The 18521-nt window shown below is 68.2% G+C and carries 18 protein-coding genes and 1 tRNA gene; 2 read left to right on the top strand and 17 right to left on the bottom strand.

All coding sequences use genetic code 11. From position 1 onward, the window contains the following. The 10 genes from G8346_RS06235 to rlmE all read right to left on the bottom strand — a co-directional run bounded on the left by G8346_RS06235 (position 1) and on the right by rlmE (position 7754). Positions 1–681, bottom strand: a complete 681-nt coding sequence (locus G8346_RS06235) for an NADH-quinone oxidoreductase subunit C (RefSeq protein WP_166049245.1) — start codon at positions 679–681, stop codon at positions 1–3. Further along, positions 678–1148 carry an NADH-quinone oxidoreductase subunit B family protein gene (locus G8346_RS06240; RefSeq protein ID WP_166049560.1) on the bottom strand — a complete coding sequence of 157 codons (471 nt, stop codon included), beginning with the start codon at positions 1146–1148 and terminating at the stop codon, positions 678–680. Before G8346_RS06240 ends, G8346_RS06235 begins: the two co-directional genes overlap by 4 nt. Before the next feature lie 20 nt (positions 1149–1168). After that, a complete protein-coding gene (locus G8346_RS06245) occupies positions 1169–1525 on the bottom strand; it encodes an NADH-quinone oxidoreductase subunit A (protein WP_166049247.1) in 357 nt (118 codons plus the stop codon). A gap of 62 nt (positions 1526–1587) precedes the next feature. Next, a tRNA-Leu gene (locus G8346_RS06250) sits at positions 1588–1672 on the bottom strand. A 32-nt stretch (positions 1673–1704) separates the two neighbouring features. Then, entirely contained in the window at positions 1705–2094 is a 390-nt protein-coding gene (gene secG, locus G8346_RS06255) for a preprotein translocase subunit SecG (protein WP_166049249.1), read from the bottom strand. Positions 2095–2114: 20 nt separating this feature from the next. Next, complete coding sequence (gene tpiA, locus G8346_RS06260) at positions 2115–2867, bottom strand: triose-phosphate isomerase (protein ID WP_166049251.1); 753 nt, start codon at positions 2865–2867, stop codon at positions 2115–2117. Positions 2868–2921: 54 nt separating this feature from the next. Then, positions 2922–4259: a phosphoglucosamine mutase gene (gene glmM, locus G8346_RS06265; RefSeq protein ID WP_166049253.1), complete on the bottom strand. Its 1338-nt coding sequence runs from the start codon at positions 4257–4259 to the stop codon at positions 2922–2924. After that, positions 4256–5113 (bottom strand): dihydropteroate synthase, encoded by an 858-nt coding sequence (folP, locus tag G8346_RS06270; RefSeq protein ID WP_166049255.1) that lies wholly within the window; start codon positions 5111–5113, stop codon positions 4256–4258. The genes glmM and folP overlap by 4 nt, the downstream gene beginning before the upstream one ends. 37 nt (positions 5114–5150) lie before the next feature. Next, entirely contained in the window at positions 5151–7073 is a 1923-nt protein-coding gene (gene ftsH, locus G8346_RS06275) for an ATP-dependent zinc metalloprotease FtsH (RefSeq protein WP_166049257.1), read from the bottom strand. A gap of 54 nt (positions 7074–7127) precedes the next feature. Beyond that, positions 7128–7754 (bottom strand): 23S rRNA (uridine(2552)-2'-O)-methyltransferase RlmE, encoded by a 627-nt coding sequence (gene rlmE / locus G8346_RS06280; RefSeq protein ID WP_166049259.1) that lies wholly within the window; start codon positions 7752–7754, stop codon positions 7128–7130. Between the two features lie 111 nt (positions 7755–7865). Here rlmE and yhbY point away from each other — a divergent pair, with 111 nt between their 5' ends. Further along, entirely contained in the window at positions 7866–8159 is a 294-nt protein-coding gene (yhbY, locus tag G8346_RS06285) for a ribosome assembly RNA-binding protein YhbY (protein ID WP_166049260.1), read from the top strand. Here yhbY and greA read toward each other — a convergent pair. The 7 genes from greA to grpE all read right to left on the bottom strand — a co-directional run bounded on the left by greA (position 8156) and on the right by grpE (position 17791). Next, on the bottom strand, positions 8156–8632 hold the full coding sequence (gene greA, locus G8346_RS06290) for a transcription elongation factor GreA (protein WP_166049262.1): 477 nt from the start codon (positions 8630–8632) through the stop codon (positions 8156–8158). The two genes, yhbY and greA, sit on opposite strands and share 4 nt — an antisense overlap. Then, positions 8629–11853, bottom strand: a complete 3225-nt coding sequence (gene carB, locus G8346_RS06295; RefSeq protein ID WP_166049264.1) for a carbamoyl-phosphate synthase large subunit — start codon at positions 11851–11853, stop codon at positions 8629–8631. The genes greA and carB overlap by 4 nt, the downstream gene beginning before the upstream one ends. After that, on the bottom strand, positions 11846–12979 hold the full coding sequence (gene carA / locus G8346_RS06300) for a glutamine-hydrolyzing carbamoyl-phosphate synthase small subunit (protein ID WP_166049268.1): 1134 nt from the start codon (positions 12977–12979) through the stop codon (positions 11846–11848). Before carA ends, carB begins: the two co-directional genes overlap by 8 nt. Positions 12980–13135: 156 nt before the next feature. Further along, positions 13136–13957: a 4-hydroxy-tetrahydrodipicolinate reductase gene (gene dapB / locus G8346_RS06305; protein WP_166049270.1), complete on the bottom strand. Its 822-nt coding sequence runs from the start codon at positions 13955–13957 to the stop codon at positions 13136–13138. Further along, on the bottom strand, positions 13954–15102 hold the full coding sequence (gene dnaJ, locus G8346_RS06310) for a molecular chaperone DnaJ (RefSeq protein ID WP_166049272.1): 1149 nt from the start codon (positions 15100–15102) through the stop codon (positions 13954–13956). Before dnaJ ends, dapB begins: the two co-directional genes overlap by 4 nt. Positions 15103–15177: 75 nt before the next feature. Beyond that, complete coding sequence (gene dnaK, locus G8346_RS06315) at positions 15178–17109, bottom strand: molecular chaperone DnaK (protein ID WP_166049274.1); 1932 nt, start codon at positions 17107–17109, stop codon at positions 15178–15180. Positions 17110–17230: 121 nt separating this feature from the next. Further along, positions 17231–17791, bottom strand: coding sequence for a nucleotide exchange factor GrpE (gene grpE / locus G8346_RS06320; protein ID WP_166049276.1), 561 nt, complete (start codon positions 17789–17791; stop codon positions 17231–17233). 191 nt (positions 17792–17982) lie between these two features. Between grpE and G8346_RS06325 the strand changes: the two genes are divergently transcribed. Further along, a complete protein-coding gene (locus G8346_RS06325; RefSeq protein ID WP_166049278.1) occupies positions 17983–18492 on the top strand; it encodes a fasciclin domain-containing protein in 510 nt (169 codons plus the stop codon). The last annotated feature ends 29 nt before the right edge of the window (positions 18493–18521 follow it).

Genomic DNA, 18521 nt, shown 5'->3' on the forward strand with positions numbered 1-18521 from the left:
TCAGTCCTTGATTGCCGGGTCGTAGCGGTGATCGTCGCGGATCACCCGCGGCACCAGGGTGCGCGGCTCGATCTGCACGGGCTCGTACACCACCCGCTGCTGCGCCGGATCGTAGCGCACCTCGACCTGGCCGCTGAGCGGGAAATCCTTGCGGAACGGATGGCCGATGAAGCCGTAGTCCGTGAGGATGCGGCGCAGGTCGGGATGGCCGTCGAACAGGATGCCGAAAAGATCGAAGGCCTCGCGCTCGAACCAGTTGGCCGACGGCCAGATCCCGGTCAGCGTGGGCAGGCACGGCGGGTCGCCCGGCGGCGCATAGCAACGCAGGCGCAGGCGCTGGTTCAGGCTCAGCGACAGGAGCTGGCAGACGATGGCGAAGCGCCTGGGCGTATCCGGGGAGACCGGCGGCGAGCCGCGCCGCACGCCGCGACTGAAGCCGGAGGCGGTGGCCTGGAGCGTCTTCCACTCGTCCATGCCGTAAGTCAGGTAATCCACACCCGCCAGGTCGACCAGCATGGCGAACTCGAGCCCGGGCGCGTCGCGCAAGGCGGTGGCGGACTCGAGCAGCTGCTCCGCAGGCACGGTGATGCCGAGCTCGCCCCCATGCCCGATCACCTGCTCCAGGCTGTCGCCGAACAGTTCGTGCAGGCGCGCCGCCAGTGTTTCGCTCTTCCTGCTCATCGCGCGATGGTGTTGGTCCGCTTGATTTTTTTCTGCAGCTGCAAGATGCCGTACAGCAGCGCCTCGGCGGTCGGCGGGCAGCCCGGCACATAGACGTCGACCGGCACGATGCGATCGCAGCCGCGCACCACGGCGTAGGAGTAGTGATAGTAGCCGCCGCCGTTGGCGCAGCTGCCCATGGAAATCACCCAGCGCGGCTCGGACATCTGGTCGTACACCTTGCGCAGGGCCGGTGCCATCTTGTTGACCAGCGTGCCGGCGACGATCATGACGTCCGACTGGCGCGGACTGGGGCGGAACAGGATGCCGAAGCGATCGAGGTCGTAGCGCGCCGCGCCGGCATGCATCATTTCCACCGCACAGCAGGCCAGGCCGAAAGTCATCGGCCACATGGACCCGGTACGCGCCCAGTTCACTACTGCGTCCACGGAGGTGGTGACGATGCCGGGCTTCTGGCTCTTCCCCAGCGTCTCTGGCAGCGGGGCGTTCAATCCCACTCCAGCGCCCCTTTCTTCCACTCGTAGATGAAGCCCACGACGAGGATGAGCAGGAACACCGCCATGGCCAGCATGCCGAAGCCACCAATCACGTCGAGGGAAACCGCCCACGGAAAGAGGAAGGCGATCTCGAGATCGAAGATGATGAACAGGATGGCGACGAGGTAGTAGCGCACGTCGAACTTCATGCGGGAGTCCTCGAAGGCCTCGAAGCCGCACTCGTAAGGTGAAGTCTTGGCCTCGTCAGGCCGGCGGGGTCCGAGCAGGAAGCCCAGCGACAGGAGCACGCCGCCCAGCACTGCAGCGATGACCAGAAAAACAAGGATGGGCAGGTAATTCTCGAGCATTCCCGTTCCTGTTTTTCGCCGGCCCGGCCGGGCCGGATTCCCCGGCCCGGTGGGCGAGAAGATGGTGCGGATGGTCGGACTCGAACCGACACGGCTTGCGCCACTGCCCCCTCAAGACAGCGTGTCTACCAGTTCCACCACATCCGCATTAAGACAGTGGTCGCCCCAGCTGCAGCCGCTTATTGCGGCGGCGGCGGCGGCTCTTCGGCCGGCGGCTCGGCTGCAGGCAATGCAGGCGTGTCGCCGTCCTGTGCCGGCACCGGGATGGCGGTCGGCGCTTCATTCCCGGCGGGCGCCGTCACCGGCACGCGCTCGAGAATGCTGTCCGGCTCGCTCCGCTGGCCAGCGAGGTACGCGAGCCCGAGGCTCGTAATGAAAAACAGTGTCGCCAGCACGGCCGTCGACCTGCTGAGGAACGAGGTCGTGCCGCGGGAACCGAACACGGTCCCGGACGCGCCGGCCCCGAAGGCCGCGCCGGCATCCGCACCCTTGCCGCGCTGGAGCAGCACGAGCGCAATGATGGCCACGGCGAGGAAGACATGGCTCACGGTAGCTAGAGTCTGAAGCATCTGGTCCTGGTATCCGTAACTCAGCCGGCTGCGCGACAGATGCTCGCAAAGCCCTCGACCTCGAGCGAGGCGCCGCCCACGAGCCCGCCGTCGACATCCGGCATGGCAAAAATCTCGGCTGCATTGGCGGCCTTGACGCTCCCGCCGTACAGCACCTTCACGAAGTCGGCAATATTAGCATTTTCCGCGCGCAGTAGGCCACGGATAAATGCATGCACCGCCTGCGCCTGCTCCGGGGTCGCCGTGCGCCCGGTGCCGATCGCCCAGATCGGCTCGTAGGCAATCACGGCCCGCGCAAAGGCCTCGATCCCGGCCGCCGCCAGCACCGCGCGCACCTGGCGTGCGACCACTTCCTCGGTCCGGTCCGCCTCTCGTTCTTCGAGGCTCTCGCCCACGCAGAGGATCGGCGCCAGGCCGTGCCGCTGGGCCGCCAGGAACTTGGCCGCCACCAGCGCGTCGTCCTCGGCGTTCAGGCTGCGGCGCTCCGAATGGCCGACGATCGCGTACCGGCAACCGATCTCCGCGAGCATCGCACCCGACACCTGGCCGGTGAACGCGCCCTCGTCCCGGTCCGAAACATCCTGGGCGCCCACCGTCACGGGCGTGCCCCCGGCCGCGCGACAGGCCTCCTCCAGGAACGGGAACGGCGGACACACCGCGATTTCGCACGGCGCCCCGTCGGCAAACTCGGCCGCCAGGCCGGCCACCAGCGCGCGCGTCATGGCCCGCGAGCCATACATCTTCCAGTTACCAGCGACCAGCTTCTGTCTCATCGCGGTCTCCCGTCCCGTGAAGGCGCGGCACTTTAGCCGCAGCCCCGGGGGAAATCAATGTCCGGCTGCCGCCCGGACCACCTCGGCCAGCTGTTCCGCGGTCGTGCGCGCCTGCGCTGCGTCGCGCGCCTCCACCATGACCCGGATCACGGGCTCCGTGCCCGAGGCACGCAGTACCACCCGGCCGTCGTCCCCCAGGGTCTGCTCTGCCCGCTCCACCGACACGGCGACGCCGGCCTCGGCGTCGGGGCCGAGGCGCTGCGCGACCCGCACATTGATCATCACCTGGGGCAGCCTCGGCATGTCGCCGGCCAGGTCCGCAAGGCTGCGCCCGGTGCGGCGCATCACCTCGAGCACCTGCAGCGCCGTGGCCAGGCCGTCGCCGGTCGACGTGCGCGCCAGGTTGATGATGTGCCCGGAGGTCTCCCCGCCGAGCTGCCCGCCGGCCTGCCTGAGCATGGCCATGACGTTGCGGTCGCCGACCGCGGCACGCCGGAAGTCGATGCCGAGCCCCTCCAGGGCCTGCTGCAGGCCGAGGTTGCTCATCACCGTGCCCACCACCGGCCCCCGCAGCTCGCCGCGCTCGGCCGCGTCGCGCGCGAGGATGAACAGGATCTGGTCGCCGTCCACCAACTTGCCCTTCGTGTCCACGAGCACGCAGCGATCACCGTCGCCGTCCAGGGCGATGCCCATGCACGCGCCGACCCCGCTCACGGTGGTGGCCAGCAGTTCCGGCTGGGTCGAGCCGCAGCCCTGGTTGATGTTGCGCCCGTTCGGGGAGCAGCCGATGGGAATGATCTCGGCGCCCAACTCGGCCAGCACGCGCGGCGCCACCTTGTAAGCCGCGCCGTGGGCGCAGTCGATGACCAGCTTGAACCCCCCCAGGTCCGTACCCTGCGGCAGCATGGTCTTGCAGAACTCCTGGTAGTCGATGCGCGCGTGATCCACGCGCCGCGCCCGCCCGAGCGCCGCCGACTCGCGCGTCAGCGGCGGCTCATCCAGCAGGGCCTCGATCGCCTGCTCCTGCACGTCGCTGAGCTTCTCGCCCCCCGCGGCGAAAATCTTGATGCCGTTGTCGTCGTAGAGGTTGTGCGATGCGCTGATGACCAGCCCGAACTCGGCACCCAGTTCACGGCAAAGGTAAGCCACGCCCGGCGTGGGCAGCGGTCCGACCAGGAGCACGTCGACGCCCGCCGCGGTGAAGCCGGCCTCCAGCGCCGCCTCGAACATGTAGCCGGACAGCCGCGTGTCCTTGCCGATCAGGACGGTGCCCCCGTCGGGCGCCAGCACCCGGGCCGCCGCGCTGGCCAGCCGCAAGGCGAAGTCCACCGTCATGGGCGGTGTCCCCACCGTGCCCCGCACGCCGTCAGTGCCGAAATAGCGTCTGCTCATCCCTGTTCTCCGTCGTCCCCTGTCGCCAACACTGCAGCCGTCACCTCGAGCGCATCGCGCGTGGCTTCGACGTCGTGGCTGCGAATAATAGCCGCCCCCGCCTGTGCCGCGAGTGTCGCCAGCGCGAGCCCGCCGGCGAGCCGCTCCGTCACCGGGCGGCCCGTGAGCGCGCCGATCATGGATTTGCGCGACACGCCGACCAGCAGCGGCACGCCCAGCCCGGCGAAACGCGCCAGCCCCCGCATCAGCAGCAGGTTGTGCTCGAGCGTCTTGCCGAACCCGAAGCCCGGGTCCACCACGATGCGTGCCAGCTCGATGCCGGCCGCGGTGCAAGCCTCCACCCGACGGGCGAGGAAGTCGTAGACCTCCGTCACAACATCGTCGTAGCGCGGCGCCTGCTGCATGGTGCGGGGCTCCCCCTGCATGTGCATCAGGCAGACGGCGCAGCCGCTTTCCGCCGCGGCCTGCAGCGCCCCGGGAGCCCGCAGGGCCATGACGTCGTTGATCATCTCGGCCCCGGCCGCCGCCGCTGCGCGCATCACCTCGGGCTTCGTGGTATCGACAGACACCGGGGGCGCCCCGGCCGCAACCAGCGCCTCGAGCACCGGCAGCACGCGCCCGAGCTCCGCCGCAGCCTGGACCGGCTCTGCGCCCGGCCGCGTCGATTCGCCGCCGATATCGAGCAGGGCCGCGCCCGCCGCCGCCATGGCCAGCGCATGCGCCACGGCGCGCTGCGTATCGTCGAAGCGCCCCCCGTCCGAAAAGGAGTCGGGCGTGACGTTGAGGATCCCCATCACCACGGGCCTGGAGAGATCGATCCCGCGGGTACGGAGCTGGAGGGCGCGGCCGGTCATCCGGGGATGATATCGCGACCCGGCCGCGCCGATGGTGCTAGTGCTGGCTGGCGGGCCCGGCGATGGGCGGCGCGCCCTTGTCGCCCTGCGCGGCCGGACGCTCCTCCTCGGGCACCGGCGGCGGGTTGTCGGTCCAGTCGGCGGGCGGGCGCGGCTCCTTGCCGGCCATGATGTCCCTGATCTGCTGCTCGTCGATGGTCTCGTACTTGACCAGCGCGCCGGCCATGGTGTGGAGCTTGTCCATGTGCTCCTCGAGGATCTGCTGCGCGCGGCGATAGTTGTTGTCGATGATGGCGCGGATCTCTTCGTCGATGGCGTGGGCCGTCACGTCCGAGACCTGCTTGTGCTGGGTCACGGAGCGGCCGAGGAAGATCTCGCCGTCGTCCTCGCTGTAGGCCAGCGGGCCGAGACGCTCGGACAACCCCCACTTGGTGACCATGTTGCGGGCCAGGCCGGTGGCCCGCTCGATGTCGTTGGAAGCGCCCGTGGTCACCGCATCCGCGCCGAAGATCAGCTCCTCGGCAATGCGCCCGCCGAACAGCGACGCGATCTGGCTCTCCAGGCGGCGCTTGCTGAAGCTGTAGCGATCCTCCTCGGGCAGGAACATGGTCACGCCCAGGGCGCGGCCGCGCGGAATGATGCTGACCTTGTACACCGGGTCGTGGTCCGGCACGTTCAGGCCGACGATGGCGTGGCCGGCCTCGTGGTAGGCGGTGAGCTTCTTCTCGGAGTCGCTCATGACCATGGAGCGCCGCTCGGCGCCCATCATGATCTTGTCCTTGGCCTTCTCGAACTCCTCCATGGTCACCGTGCGCCGGTTGGCGCGTGCGGCGAACAGGGCGGCCTCGTTGACCAGGTTGGCGAGGTCGGCGCCGGAGAACCCGGGCGTGCCGCGCGCGATGATCGCCGGGCGCACGTCGTCGCCCAGGGGCACCTTGCGCATGTGGACCTTGAGAATCTGCTCGCGGCCGCGCACGTCAGGCAGCGGCACCACGACCTGGCGGTCGAAACGGCCCGGGCGCAGCAGCGCCGGGTCGAGCACGTCGGGACGGTTGGTGGCGGCGATGACGATAATGCCCTCGTTGCCCTCGAAGCCGTCCATTTCGACCAGCAGCTGGTTCAGCGTCTGCTCGCGCTCATCGTGACCGCCGCCCAGGCCGGCGCCGCGGTGGCGGCCGACGGCGTCGATTTCGTCGATGAAGATGATGCAGGGGGCGTGCTTCTTGGCCTGCTCGAACATGTCGCGCACGCGCGAGGCGCCGACGCCGACGAACATCTCGACGAAGTCAGAGCCGGAAATGGTGAAGAACGGCACCTTGGCCTCGCCGGCGATGGCGCGGGCGAGCAGGGTCTTGCCGGTGCCCGGCGAACCCACCATCAGCACGCCCTTGGGGATCTTGCCGCCGAGGCGCTGGAACTTGGCCGGGTCCTTGAGGAAATCGACGATCTCGCTGACTTCTTCCTTGGCCTCCTCCACGCCGGCGACGTCGGCGAAGGTCACGTTGACCTGGTCCTCGCCGAGCAGCCGCGCCCGGCTCTTGCCGAAGGACATCGCGCCGCGCCCGGCGCCCCCGCCCTGCATCTGGCGCATGAAGTAGATCCAGACCGCGATCAGCAGCAGGATGGGGAAGGAGGAGATGAACAACTGCATGAGGAAGGACTGCCGCTGCGGCGGGGCCGAGCGGAAGTCCACGCCGGCGGCCTTCAGCTCGCCGATGAGGGCGCGGTTGTCGGTCTCGGGGCTGAAGGTGGTGAAGCGTTCACCGCTGCTGAAGGTGCCGTTGATCTTGTCGCCCTCGAACACGACCTCGCTCACCGAGCCGTCGTCGACGCGCTCGAGGAAGGCCGAATACGGGATGTCCTGGGCGACGCGCGGCGCGGTGCCGAAGCTGTTGAACACGGTCAACAGCACGACCGCGATCACGATCCACAATACGATGTTCTTGGCTAGGTCGTTCAACGAAACTGCTCCTCAAGTCCCGGCACGGGTCATGCGCCCGTGACCGCTTAGACACTACATGACGCCGTAGTTTCCTGCCACCAGGTAAAATTCCCGGCTCCTGTCCCTGGAAGCTTTCGGCTTGCGCTGGCGGACGGTTTCGAAAAGCCGGCGCGCCTCGGCCACCAGCGCGTCGCTGCCCTCGCCCTGGAACACCTTGATGACCGCGCCGCCTCCCGGCGCCAGGCGGCTGCGCGCAAATTCCAGCGCCAGTTCCGCGAGATACATGGCGCGCGGCTGGTCGACGCTGGACATGCCACTGATATTGGGGGCCATGTCGCTCAACACAAGTCCCACCCGGGAATCGCCCAACGCCGCCTCCAGTGCGGCCAGCGTCTCCTGCTCCCGGAAGTCGCCCTGGATGAACTCCACGTCCCCCAGCGGATCCATGGGCAGCAGGTCCAGCGCGATCACCCGCCCGCGCGGGCCGACCAACTTCGCTGCGAACTGGCTCCAGGCCCCGGGGGCTGCGCCGAGATCGACCACGGTCATGCCCGGCTTGATGAGACGGTCTTTTTCCTGGATTTCCTGCAGCTTGTACACGGCCCGCGAACGCCAGCCTTCCTGCTGCGCCTTTTGCACGAATTCGTCGGCCACGTGCTCGTCCATCCAGCGCCGGCCCCGTCGCGTGCGCCCGCTCATATCGACCCCTTGCCCGGCGAACCCCGCCGGACTGCTAGACTAGCGTCCCGGCACGCAGCTGCGCAGCCACGCCCTGCCTCTAAACAAGAAATGACCTGAAGTATCACTTGTATGCCATTGAATGAAAAACAGAAGAAGCACCTGCGTCGTCTTGGCCATGCACTTGAGCCCGTGCTCCTGACCGGCGGCGCCGGCGTGACCCCGGGGCTGCTGGCGGAGCTGGACTCCACCCTGTCGCACCACGAGCTGATCAAGGTGAAGGTCCGGGCCGAGGATCGGGAGGCGCGTGACGCCATGATCGACGCCATGTGCTCGGCCTCGGGCGCCGAACTGGTGCAGCGCATCGGTCACGTCGCGCTGTTGTGGCGGCCCAATCCCGAGCGGCGGCGCGTGCCCCTGGCCTAGATGTATTCAACCTTCAGGATCACGTAGACCCGGTCGCCGCCCGGCGCCTGCACGCTCACCTCGTCACCCTCGTTCTTGCCGATCAGCGCCCTTGCGATCGGCGAGGCGATGGAGATGCGCCCGTCCCTGATGTCGGCCTCTTCCTCGCCCACGATCTGGTAACGCAGTTCGGCGTCGTCGGCCTCGGAGAACAGCTCCACGGTGGCGCCGAAGACGACGCGACCGGCGGCATTGATGGACGCAACATCGATGATGTCGACATGGGACAGCTTGTACTCGAGGTCGCGGATGCGCGCCTCGACCAGGCCCTGCTGCTCCTTGGCGGCGTGGTACTCCGCATTCTCCTTGAGGTCCCCATGGGCGCGCGCCTCGCCGATGGCGGCGCTGATGCGGGGCCGCTCCACGTTCTTCAGCCGCGTCAGTTCCTCGCGCAGGCGCTCGGCGCCGCGGGCGGTCATGGGCACCTTGGTCATGGGCTGATCTCCAGGTGGAGGTCCTGCAGGCGGTTGACGTCGGTCGCGTCGAGATGGTCGAGCGCCACGCAGGTCGCCTTGGCGGCCGAGATGGTGGTGTAGTAGGTGACCTTGCGATGCACCGCCTCGCGCCGGATGGAGTGCGATTCGCGGATGGCCTGGCGGTTGTCGGTGGTATTCACGATCAGGCTGATCTCGCCGTCCTTGATCATGTCCACGATATGCGGCCGGCCCTCGCGCACCTTGTTCACGGCGCGGCAGGCCACCCCGGCGTCCTGGATGGCCTTGGCCGTCCCGGAGGTGGCCACCAGCTGGAAGCCTCGGTCCACCAGGATGCGCGCCAGCTCGACTGCCCCGTCCTTGTCCTGGTCGCGCACACTGATCAGCGCCGTACCGCCGCGCGGCAGCACCACGCCGGCGGCGAGCTGGGCCTTGGCATAGGCCTCGCCGAAGAAGCGCCCGGTGCCCATGACCTCGCCGGTGGACTTCATCTCGGGACCGAGGATCGGGTCGGCGCCGAGGAACTTGGCGAAGGGGAACACCGACGCCTTCACCGACAGGTAGTCCGGGCGCCGCTCGCCGGACACGCCCTGGTCTTTCAGGCTGATGCCGGCCATGCACAGCGCGGCGATCTTCGCCAGCGGCCGGCCCGTCGCCTTGGACACGAAGGGCACGGTACGCGAAGCACGCGGATTCACCTCCAGCAGGTAGATGCGCCCGTCCTGGATGGCGAACTGGGTGTTCATCAGCCCGCTCACGCCGAGCGCCCGCGCCAGGCGCCTGACCTGGTCGCGCAACTGCTCCTGCAGCGATGGATCCAGCGTGTTGGGCGGCAGGCAGCAACCCGAATCGCCGGAGTGCACCCCGGCCTGCTCGATGTGCTCCATGATGCCGCCGATCACCACCGTCTCGCCGTCGCTGACCACGTCGATGTCCACCTCGACCGCATGGTCGAGGAAGCGGTCCAGCAGGATCGGGCTGTCCTCCGAGACTTTCACCGCGAATTGCATGTAGGTGCGCAGTTCGCTTTCGGAGAACACCACTTCCATGGCGCGCCCGCCCAGCACGTAGGACGGCCGCACCACCAGCGGGTAACCGATCTCTTCCGCGAGGCGCACTGCGTCCTCGACGTTACGCGCCGTGCGGTTGGCGGGCTGCAGCAGCTCCAGCTCATTCACCAGCTGCTGGAAGCGCTCGCGGTCTTCCGCCAGGTCGATGGAGTCCGGCGTGGTGCCGATGATCGGCGCCCCGGCCGCCTCGAGCTTGCGCGCGAGCTTCAGCGGCGTCTGGCCGCCGAACTGGACGATGATGCCCTCGGGCTTCTCCAGCTCGACGATCTCCATCACGTCCTCGAAGGTCAGAGGCTCGAAATAGAGGCGGTCCGAGGTGTCGTAGTCCGTGCTCACCGTCTCCGGGTTGCAGTTCACCATGATGGTCTCGAAACCCGCCTCGCGCAGGGCCAGTGCGGCGTGCACGCAGCAGTAGTCGAACTCGATGCCCTGGCCGATGCGGTTGGGACCGCCGCCCAGGATCATGATCTTGCGCCGGTCGGTAGGCGCCGCCTCGCACTCCGCCTCGTAGCTGGAGTACATGTAGGCGGTGGTGGTGGAAAACTCCGCCGCGCAGGTATCGACCCGCTTGAACACCGGGCGCAGGCCGAAACCGAGCCGCCTTGCCCGCACCTCCGGCTCCTTGACGCCAACCAGGCGCGCCAGGCGCGCGTCGGAGAACCCCCTGCGCTTGAGCGCCCACAGCCGGTCCCGCGTCAGCCCCTCGAGGCCCGCCTGCCGGACCTGCGTCTCCTCCTGGACCAGTTCCTCGATCTGCGCCAGGAACCAGGGATCGATACGCGACCAGTTGTGCACCGTCTCGATGCTGCAGCCGGCGCGGAAGGCGTCGCCCACGTAGAAGATCCGGTTGGCCCCCGGGAAACGCAGTTCGCGCTCGATGCGCTGCATGGTGGGCTCGTCCCAGGGCGCTTCCACCTGCTCTTCGAGCCCGGCGCAGTCCGTCTCCAGGCCGCGCAGCGCCTTCTGCAGGGATTCCTGGAAGGTGCGCCCCATGGCCATCACCTCGCCCACGGACTTCATCTGCGTGGTGAGCAGGGGGTCGGCATCGGGGAACTTCTCGAAAGTGAAGCGCGGGATCTTGGTGACCACGTAGTCGATGGTCGGTTCGAAGGATGCGGGCGTGGCGCCGCCGGTGATGTCGTTCTTCAGCTCGTCCAGCGTGTAGCCGACCGCCAGCTTGGCGGCGACCTTGGCGATGGGGAAGCCGGTGGCCTTGGAGGCCAGGGCCGAGGAACGCGACACGCGCGGGTTCATCTCGATGATGATCAGGCGGCCGTCCTCGGGGTTGACGGCGAACTGCACGTTGGAGCCGCCGGTCTCGACGCCGATCCGGCGCAGCACCGCGATCGAGGCGTCGCGCATGCGCTGGTATTCCTTGTCGGTCAGCGTCTGCGCCGGCGCGACAGTGATGGAGTCGCCGGTATGCACGCCCATGGGGTCGAAGTTCTCGATCGAGCAGATGATGATGCAGTTGTCCTTGCGGTCGCGCACCACCTCCATCTCGTACTCTTTCCACCCCAGCACCGACTCCTCGAGCAGTACCTCGTTGGTCGGCGACAGGTCCAGGCCGCGTTCGACGATGGCTTCGAACTCGTCGGCGTTGTAGGCGATGCCGCCGCCGCTGCCGCCGAGGGTGAAGCTCGGACGAATGATGGTCGGGAAACCGATTTCACCCTGGATGGCGCGCGCCTCCTCCATGGTGTGGGCCACTGCGGAGCGCGGCACTTCCAGCCCGATCTCGATCATGGCCTTGCGGAACAGGTCCCGGTCCTCGGCCGTGTCGATGGCCTCGCGCGAGGCCCCGATCAGCTCGACGCCGTATTTCTCCAGCACGCCGTGTGCCACCAGGTCGAGCGCAGTGTTGAGCGCCGTCTGGCCGCCCATGGTGGGCAGCAGCGCGTCGGGCCGCTCTCTCTCGATGATGCGTTCCAGCACCCGCCAGTCGACCGGCTCGATGTACACCGCGTCGGCGGTGTCCGGGTCGGTCATGATGGTGGCCGGGTTGGAATTCACCAGGATGACGCGGTAGCCCTCCTCGCGCAGCGCCTTGCAGGCCTGCGCACCGGAATAATCGAACTCGCAGGCCTGGCCGATGACGATCGGGCCGGCGCCGATGATGAGGATGCTCTCCAGGTCCGTGCGCTTAGGCATTCCGCACCCCCGCCATCATGGCAATGAACTTCCCGAACAGCGGCCGCAGGTCGTGCGGCCCCGGACTTGCCTCGGGGTGCCCCTGGAAAGAGAAGGCGGGACAGTCGGTGCGCTCGATGCCCTGCAGCGTGCCGTCGAACAGGGAGCGATGCGTGGGCCGCAGGTTCTCCGGCAGGGAGTCCTCGTCCACCGCGAAGCCGTGGTTCTGGCTGGTGATGAGCACCTGGCCGGTGTCGAGATCCTGCACCGGATGGTTGGCACCGTGGTGGCCGAACTTCATCTTCACGGTGCGCGCGCCGCCGGCGAGGCCGAGGATCTGGTGCCCCAGGCAGATGCCGAACACCGGCACCCCGGCCGCCATGCACTCCTGCGTCGCCTTGATCGCGTAATCGCAGGGTTCCGGGTCGCCGGGCCCGTTGGAGAGGAACACGCCATCGGGCTTCATCGCCAGCACCTCGGCCGCCGGCGTCATGGCCGGGACCACGGTCACGGTGCAGCCCGCCTCCGCCAGCAGCCGCAGGATGTTGCGCTTGATGCCGAAATCCCACGCCACCACGCGGTGCAGGGCCTGCGGGCCCCGCGGCGTCTCGTCCTGTTCATGGCGCCACACGCCCTGGTCCCAGTCGTAGGCACGGGCGGTCGACACCACGCGCGCCAGGTCCATGCCTTTCAACCCCGGAAACTCGCGTGCCTTCGCCACCGCCAGGTCGCCATCGTCGCTCCCGGCGAGGATACAGCCGCCCTGGGCGCCTTTTTCGCGGATCAGGCGCGTCAGGCTGCGCGTGTCGAGGTCGGAGATCGCCACCACCCCCTCGCGCTGCAGGAACTCGGGGAGCGACTCGTTGGCGCGGTAGTTGCTGGCGCGCGGCGGCAGGTCGCGGATGATCAGGCCTGCGGCGTAGACCCGGTCGGACTCGTAGTCCTCAGGGTTCGTGCCGGTGTTGCCGATGTGCGGATAGGTCAGCGTGACGATCTGGCGGGCATAGGAAGGATCCGTGAGGATCTCCTGGTATCCGGACATGGCGGTGTTGAACACCACCTCCCCCACGGTCTCGCCCGGCGCGCCAATCGAAAGGCCGCGAAAGACCGTGCCGTCTTCAAGTCCCAGGACTGCCGGCTGCGTCACTTCATCTCCCGGAGTTTTCTCACGCGCATGCTAAAAAGCGGGACGGGGCCGCGCTGGTCCCTTCCCGCTCTTGACCCGGAGAAAGCCCCGGCCCTGCTGGATGCAGGACCGAAATCCGTCCCGGGTGAGATCAGGCCAACGCCTGAATGCGACAGTTTACTGGCCGCCCGCCAGAGTGTCCACGCGTCCGAGGCCGAGGACGTCGCCGAGGGTGTACATTCCCGGCTCGCGGCCGGCCAGCCAGGCGGCCGCCCGCAACGCCCCGCGGGCGAAAATCGCCCGGTCGGTCGCACGATGGGTGAGTTCGAGCCGTTCGCCCGGCCCGGCCAGCGTGACCGTGTGCTCACCGACCACATCGCCCAGGCGCTCTGCGGCGTAGGCCAGTCCGCCGGCCCTGAGCCGTTCGTCGGGCGCCGCCGCGGCGGGGGGCTGGCCCCGCCCTTCGACCACGGCCCGGCCAAGGGCCAGCGCGGTGCCGGAGGGCGCGTCCCGCTTGGCGGTGTGGTGCACCTCGTACACGCCGGCATCGAAGTCCGCCAGCGCCGCCGCCGCCAGCGCCGCGAGGCGCTCCAGCACGGCCACGCCGGCGCTCATGTTGGGCGCCCACAGTACCGGCACGGCCTCGGCGGCCTCGCGCAGCGCGGCCTCCGCGCGCGCATCCAGCCCGGTGACCCCGCACACCAGCCCCACACCCGCGGCACGGCAGGCCGCTGCATTGGCCGCGACGGCCGCCGGCAGCGTGAAATCCACCGCCACGCGCGCGCCGCCCGCCAGGGCGCCGGCCGGGTCGTCATGCAGCACGACGTCCATCGAAGCCAGCCCCACGGCCTCGCCGGCATCGCGGCCCGCCAGGCCGGTTTCGGCTGCGGTGGATGCACCGGCCAGCGCCAGCGCAGGAAATTCCGGCAGGCAGCGCAGCAGCGTCGCGCCCATGCGACCGCTGGCGCCGAGAATGGCTACGGGGATGCGTTCGCTCATGAGCCGAGCCTGTCAAAAAAGCCCTTGACCTTGTCCATCCAGCCCTGTTCGCGCGGGCTGTGGCTGCGCCCGCTGTCGCGCAGGCTGTCCTCGAAAGCCTGCAGCAGCTCTTTCTGCTGCTTGTTCAGGCCCACCGGAGTCTCCAACTGCACGTGCACCATCAGGTCGCCCTGCGGCCCCCCGCGCACCGGCCGCACGCCCTTGCCGCGCAACCTGAACACCTTGCCGCTCTGGGTACCCTCCGGGATCTTCAGCTTGACCGCGGATTCCTCTCCCAGCGCCGGCACCTCGACCTCGCCGCCCAGGGCCGCTGCAGCGTAGCCGATGGGCACCTCGCAAGCCAGGTCGGCGCCGCGACGCTCGAAAATGGGATGGGGGCGTACCAGGACTTCGACATAGAGATCGCCGGGCGGGCCGCCGTTGCGCCCGGCCTCGCCCTCGCCGCCGAGCCGGATCCGGTCGCCGCTGTCCACGCCGGGCGGGATCTTCACCGCGAGCGTCTTGGTCTCGCGCACCCGGCCCTCGCCGTGGCAATCCTCGCAGGGGTCCTCGACGACCGTGCCCTGCCCCTTGCAGGCCGGGCAGGTCTGCTCCACGGCGAAGAAGCCCTGTTGCATGCGCACCGAGCCGCGTCCGCCGCAGGTGCGGCATCCGACTGGAGAAGAACCGGGCCGCGCGCCGCTGCCATGGCAGGTGGTGCATTCGACCGCCAGCGGCAGGCTGATGGTCACGGTGTCGCCGAACACTGCCTGCTCGAGGTCGAGTTCCAGCTCGTAGCGCAGGTCAGCGCCGCGGAACACGCGCGAGCGCCCGGCGCCGCGGCGTCCCACGCCGAAGATGTCGCCGAACACCTCGCCGAAGATGTCGCTGAAGGCGTCTTCGGGGCCGAAACCGCCGGGGCCGGCCCCGCCGCCGGGACCCCCCACGCCGGCATGGCCGAACTGGTCATAGGCCGCGCGCTTGCGTGGGTCCTTGAGCACCTCCCAGGCCTCCTTCACCTCCTTGAAGGCGGCTTCGGCCTCGGGATCCCCGGGATTGCGGTCCGGGTGGTATTTCATGGCCAGGCGGCGGTAGGCCTTTTTCAGCTCGGCTTCGGTCGCGTTGCGGGCCAGCCCGAGGACCTCGTAGTAGTCGCGCTTCGCCATCCGGCGCTCCGTGGTTGTGCAAGACATGGGCACGCCCCCCGGTATGCGGGAGGCGTGCCCGTGATTCAGCAGATGCTACTTCTTGTCGTCCTTGACTTCCTCGAACTCGGCATCCACCACGTCCTCTTCGGCCTGGCGCGCGCTCCCGGCCTGGTCGCCGCCGTCGCCCTCGGCCGCACCGGCCTTGGCCTCCTCGGCGTACACCCGCTGCATGACACCGGCCGAAGCCTCCGCCAGCGCCTGCGCCTTGGCCTCGATGCGCGCCTTGTCGTCAGACTTCACGGCGTCCTTGAGGTCAGACACGGCGGACTCGATTTTCGCGCGCTCCTCGGGTTGCACCTTCTCGCCCAGGTCCTTGAGCGACTTCTCGCTCGAATGGATCATGGCCTCGGCCTGGTTGCGGGTATCGACCAGCTCGCGGAACTTCTTGTCCTCCGCCGCGTGCGCCTCGGCGTCCTTGACCATCTGCTCGATCTCGTCGTCGCTCAGGCCGCTGGAGGCCTTGATGACGATCTTCTGCTCCTTGCCGGTGGCCTTGTCCTTGGCCGAGACATTGAGGATACCGTTGGCGTCGATGTCGAACGTCACCTCGATCTGCGGCACGCCGCGGGGGGACACGGGCAGGTCGGTCAGGTCGAAGCGGCCGAGCGACTTGTTGTCCACGGCACGCTCGCGCTCGCCCTGCAGCACGTGGATCGTGACGGCCGTCTGGTTGTCCTCCGCGGTCGAGAACACCTGGTGCGCCTTGGTCGGGATGGTGGTGTTCTTTTCGATGAGCTTGGTCATCACGCCACCGAGCGTCTCGATGCCCAGCGACAGCGGGGTCACGTCGAGCAGCAGCACGTCCTTGACCTCGCCGGAAAGCACGCCGGCCTGGATGGCAGCACCGATGGCGACCGCCTCGTCCGGGTTGACGTCCTTCTTCGGCTCCTTGCCAAAGAAGTCCTTCACCGCTTCCTGCACCTTGGGCATGCGGCTCTGGCCGCCCACCAGGATGATGTCGTCCACTTCGCCGACCTTCAGTCCGGCGTCCTTCAGCGCCACCTTGCAGGGCTCGATGGTCCGTCGCACCAAGTCCTCGACCAGCGACTCCAGCTTGGCCCGGGTCAGCTTGATATTCAGGTGCTTCGGCCCGCTGGCGTCGGCCGTGATGTAGGGCAGGTTGACCTCGGTCTGCTGCGAGGAGGACAGCTCGATCTTGGCTTTCTCGGACGCTTCCTTGAGCCGCTGCATGGCGAGCGCATCCTTGCGGATGTCGATGCCGCTCTCCTTCTCGAAACTGTCGGCGAGGTACTGGATGACCTTCAGGTCGAAGTCCTCGCCGCCGAGGAAGGTGTCGCCGTTGGTCGCGAGCACCTCGAACTGATGCTCGCCGTCCACCTCGGCAATCTCGATGATGGAGATGTCGAAGGTGCCGCCGCCGAGGTCGTACACGGCCACCTTGCGGTCGCCGCGCTGCTTGTCCAGCCCGTAGGCCAGCGCCGCGGCGGTGGGCTCGTTGATGATGCGCTTGACCTCGAGACCGGCGATCTTGCCGGCATCCTTGGTGGCCTGGCGCTGGGAATCATTGAAGTACGCCGGCACGGTGATCACGGCCTCCGTGACTGGCTCGCCCAGGTAGTCCTCGGCGGTCTTCTTCATCTTCATGAGCACGCGCGCGGAAATTTCGGGCGGGGCCATCTTCTTGTCGCCGGCCGCCACCCAGGCGTCGCCGTTCTCGGCCTCGATGATCTTGTAGGGCACCATGTCGCGGTCCTTGGCCACGACGGGATCGTCGAAGCGGCGTCCGATGAGACGCTTCACCGCGAACAGCGTGTTCTGGGGATTGGTCACCGCCTGGCGCTTGGCCGGCTGGCCGACCAGCACCTCGCCGTCCTTGGTGAAGGCCACGGTCGACGGCGTCGTGCGATCGCCCTCGCTGTTCTCGATGACCTTGGGGGTCTTGCCCTCCATGATGGCCACGCAGGAATTCGTGGTCCCGAGGTCGATTCCAATCACCTTGCCCATGTCAAAGTCTCCGTTTGCATTCTTGCGTTCGGCCGCAACGGCCCGCCTGTTCAGGAAATGGGGGCCGGATCGCAGCTTTCAAGGGTTCGTCTCAAGTCCGTCCGGGCACAGTCGCCATTGCTCAAGCGTCAGGGGCCCGGGCCACGATGACCCGCGCCGGGCGCAGCAGGCGCTCGTGGATGCGGTAGCCGGGCTGCACCACGGTGACCACCGTGTCGGGCGCCGCCTCGGCCGTGGGCTGGGTCATGATGGCCTCGTGCGCCTCGGGATCGAAGGGCTGCCCCTCGGCTTCCACCGGCGTGACGCCGAACTTCTCCAGCACCGACAGCAACAGGCGCAGCGTGGCGTCCATGCCTTCGGCCACGGCGCCGCCCTCGCCCGCATTACGCGCCGCCTCGCGACCCATTTCGAGGCTGTCGACCACCGCCAGCAGCTCGCGCGCGAAGCGCTCGACGCCGTAGCGGTGCGCGTTCTCCACGTCCCGGGCTGCGCGGCGCCGTGTGTTTTCCAGTTCCGCCGCGGCGCGCAGCACCTGCTCGCGGAGTTCTGCCGCGGCCTGCTCTGCCTGGTCCGCCCTGGCCGCGTGTTCGGCGCCTGCACCCGCCTCGCCGCCCTGGTCTCCCGTGCCGCCGGCCGCGGCCGTAATCTCTTCGGCTTGCAGGTCCTTGTCGTGCTCGCTCATCGAGTGTTCTCCCTTGCAGTCAGGTTGACTTGGGGGCCGTAGTGGAAATTTCAAGCCCGCAAGCCAGGAAGTATCTCACCTGCCGTGGCAACCGGCCGGCATTGAATCCAGGCGGCACAGGATGCCCGAACACGTGTTCCGACCGGTCACGACAATCCATCCTAGCTCCCCACGTACAAGGAGATTCCCCGATGTACAAGTTGACTGCCATGGTTGCTGCCGTCGCCGTGTTCGCCCTGGGCAGCGTTTCTGCCTCTGCCTACGAGAGTTCCAGCAAGAAGCCGGCCGCGGCTGATATCGTCGATACCGCCGTCGCCGCAGGTTCGTTCAATACGCTGGTGGCTGCCGTGCAGGCAGCCGGACTCGTCGACACCCTCAAGGGTGATGGTCCGTTCACCGTGTTTGCACCGACGGACGCGGCGTTCGCCGCGCTGCCCGCGGGCACCGTTGAATCATTGCTCAAGCCGGAGAATCGCGACCAGCTCGTGGCCGTGCTGACTTACCACGTGGTGCCCGGCAAGGTCACCGCTGCCGAGGTGGTGAACCTCTCCGAGGCGGGCACCGTCAACGGCGCCAACGTGACCATCTCGTCGAGCTACGGCAAGGTCAAGATCGACGGCGCCACTGTACTGCAGGCCGATGTCATGGCCAGCAACGGGGTCATCCACGTCATCGACCAGGTGATCCTGCCCCAGGGCTGACGCGGCGCCGCCACCATCCTCTCGGTCCA

The sequence above is a fragment of the Thioalkalivibrio sp. XN279 genome, assembly GCF_011089885.1.
GTDB lineage: Bacteria > Pseudomonadota > Gammaproteobacteria > Steroidobacterales > XN24 > XN24.

Excerpts from the sequence above, each read along its gene's own strand:
- G8346_RS06235 (WP_166049245.1), bottom strand. The coding sequence starts at position 681 with ATGAGCAGGAAGAGCGAAACACTGGCGGCGCGCCTGCACGAACTGTTC.
- G8346_RS06245 (WP_166049247.1), bottom strand. The coding sequence starts at position 1,525 with ATGCTCGAGAATTACCTGCCCATCCTTGTTTTTCTGGTCATCGCTGCA.
- secG (WP_166049249.1), bottom strand. The coding sequence starts at position 2,094 with ATGCTTCAGACTCTAGCTACCGTGAGCCATGTCTTCCTCGCCGTGGCC.
- tpiA (WP_166049251.1), bottom strand. The coding sequence starts at position 2,867 with ATGAGACAGAAGCTGGTCGCTGGTAACTGGAAGATGTATGGCTCGCGG.
- glmM (WP_166049253.1), bottom strand. The coding sequence starts at position 4,259 with ATGAGCAGACGCTATTTCGGCACTGACGGCGTGCGGGGCACGGTGGGG.
- folP (WP_166049255.1), bottom strand. The coding sequence starts at position 5,113 with ATGACCGGCCGCGCCCTCCAGCTCCGTACCCGCGGGATCGATCTCTCC.
- rlmE (WP_166049259.1), bottom strand. The coding sequence starts at position 7,754 with ATGAGCGGGCGCACGCGACGGGGCCGGCGCTGGATGGACGAGCACGTG.
- yhbY (WP_166049260.1), top strand. The coding sequence starts at position 7,866 with ATGCCATTGAATGAAAAACAGAAGAAGCACCTGCGTCGTCTTGGCCAT.
- greA (WP_166049262.1), bottom strand. The coding sequence starts at position 8,632 with ATGACCAAGGTGCCCATGACCGCCCGCGGCGCCGAGCGCCTGCGCGAG.
- carB (WP_166049264.1), bottom strand. The coding sequence starts at position 11,853 with ATGCCTAAGCGCACGGACCTGGAGAGCATCCTCATCATCGGCGCCGGC.
- dapB (WP_166049270.1), bottom strand. The coding sequence starts at position 13,957 with ATGAGCGAACGCATCCCCGTAGCCATTCTCGGCGCCAGCGGTCGCATG.
- dnaJ (WP_166049272.1), bottom strand. The coding sequence starts at position 15,102 with ATGGCGAAGCGCGACTACTACGAGGTCCTCGGGCTGGCCCGCAACGCG.
- dnaK (WP_166049274.1), bottom strand. The coding sequence starts at position 17,109 with ATGGGCAAGGTGATTGGAATCGACCTCGGGACCACGAATTCCTGCGTG.
- grpE (WP_166049276.1), bottom strand. The coding sequence starts at position 17,791 with ATGAGCGAGCACGACAAGGACCTGCAAGCCGAAGAGATTACGGCCGCG.
- G8346_RS06325 (WP_166049278.1), top strand. The coding sequence starts at position 17,983 with ATGTACAAGTTGACTGCCATGGTTGCTGCCGTCGCCGTGTTCGCCCTG.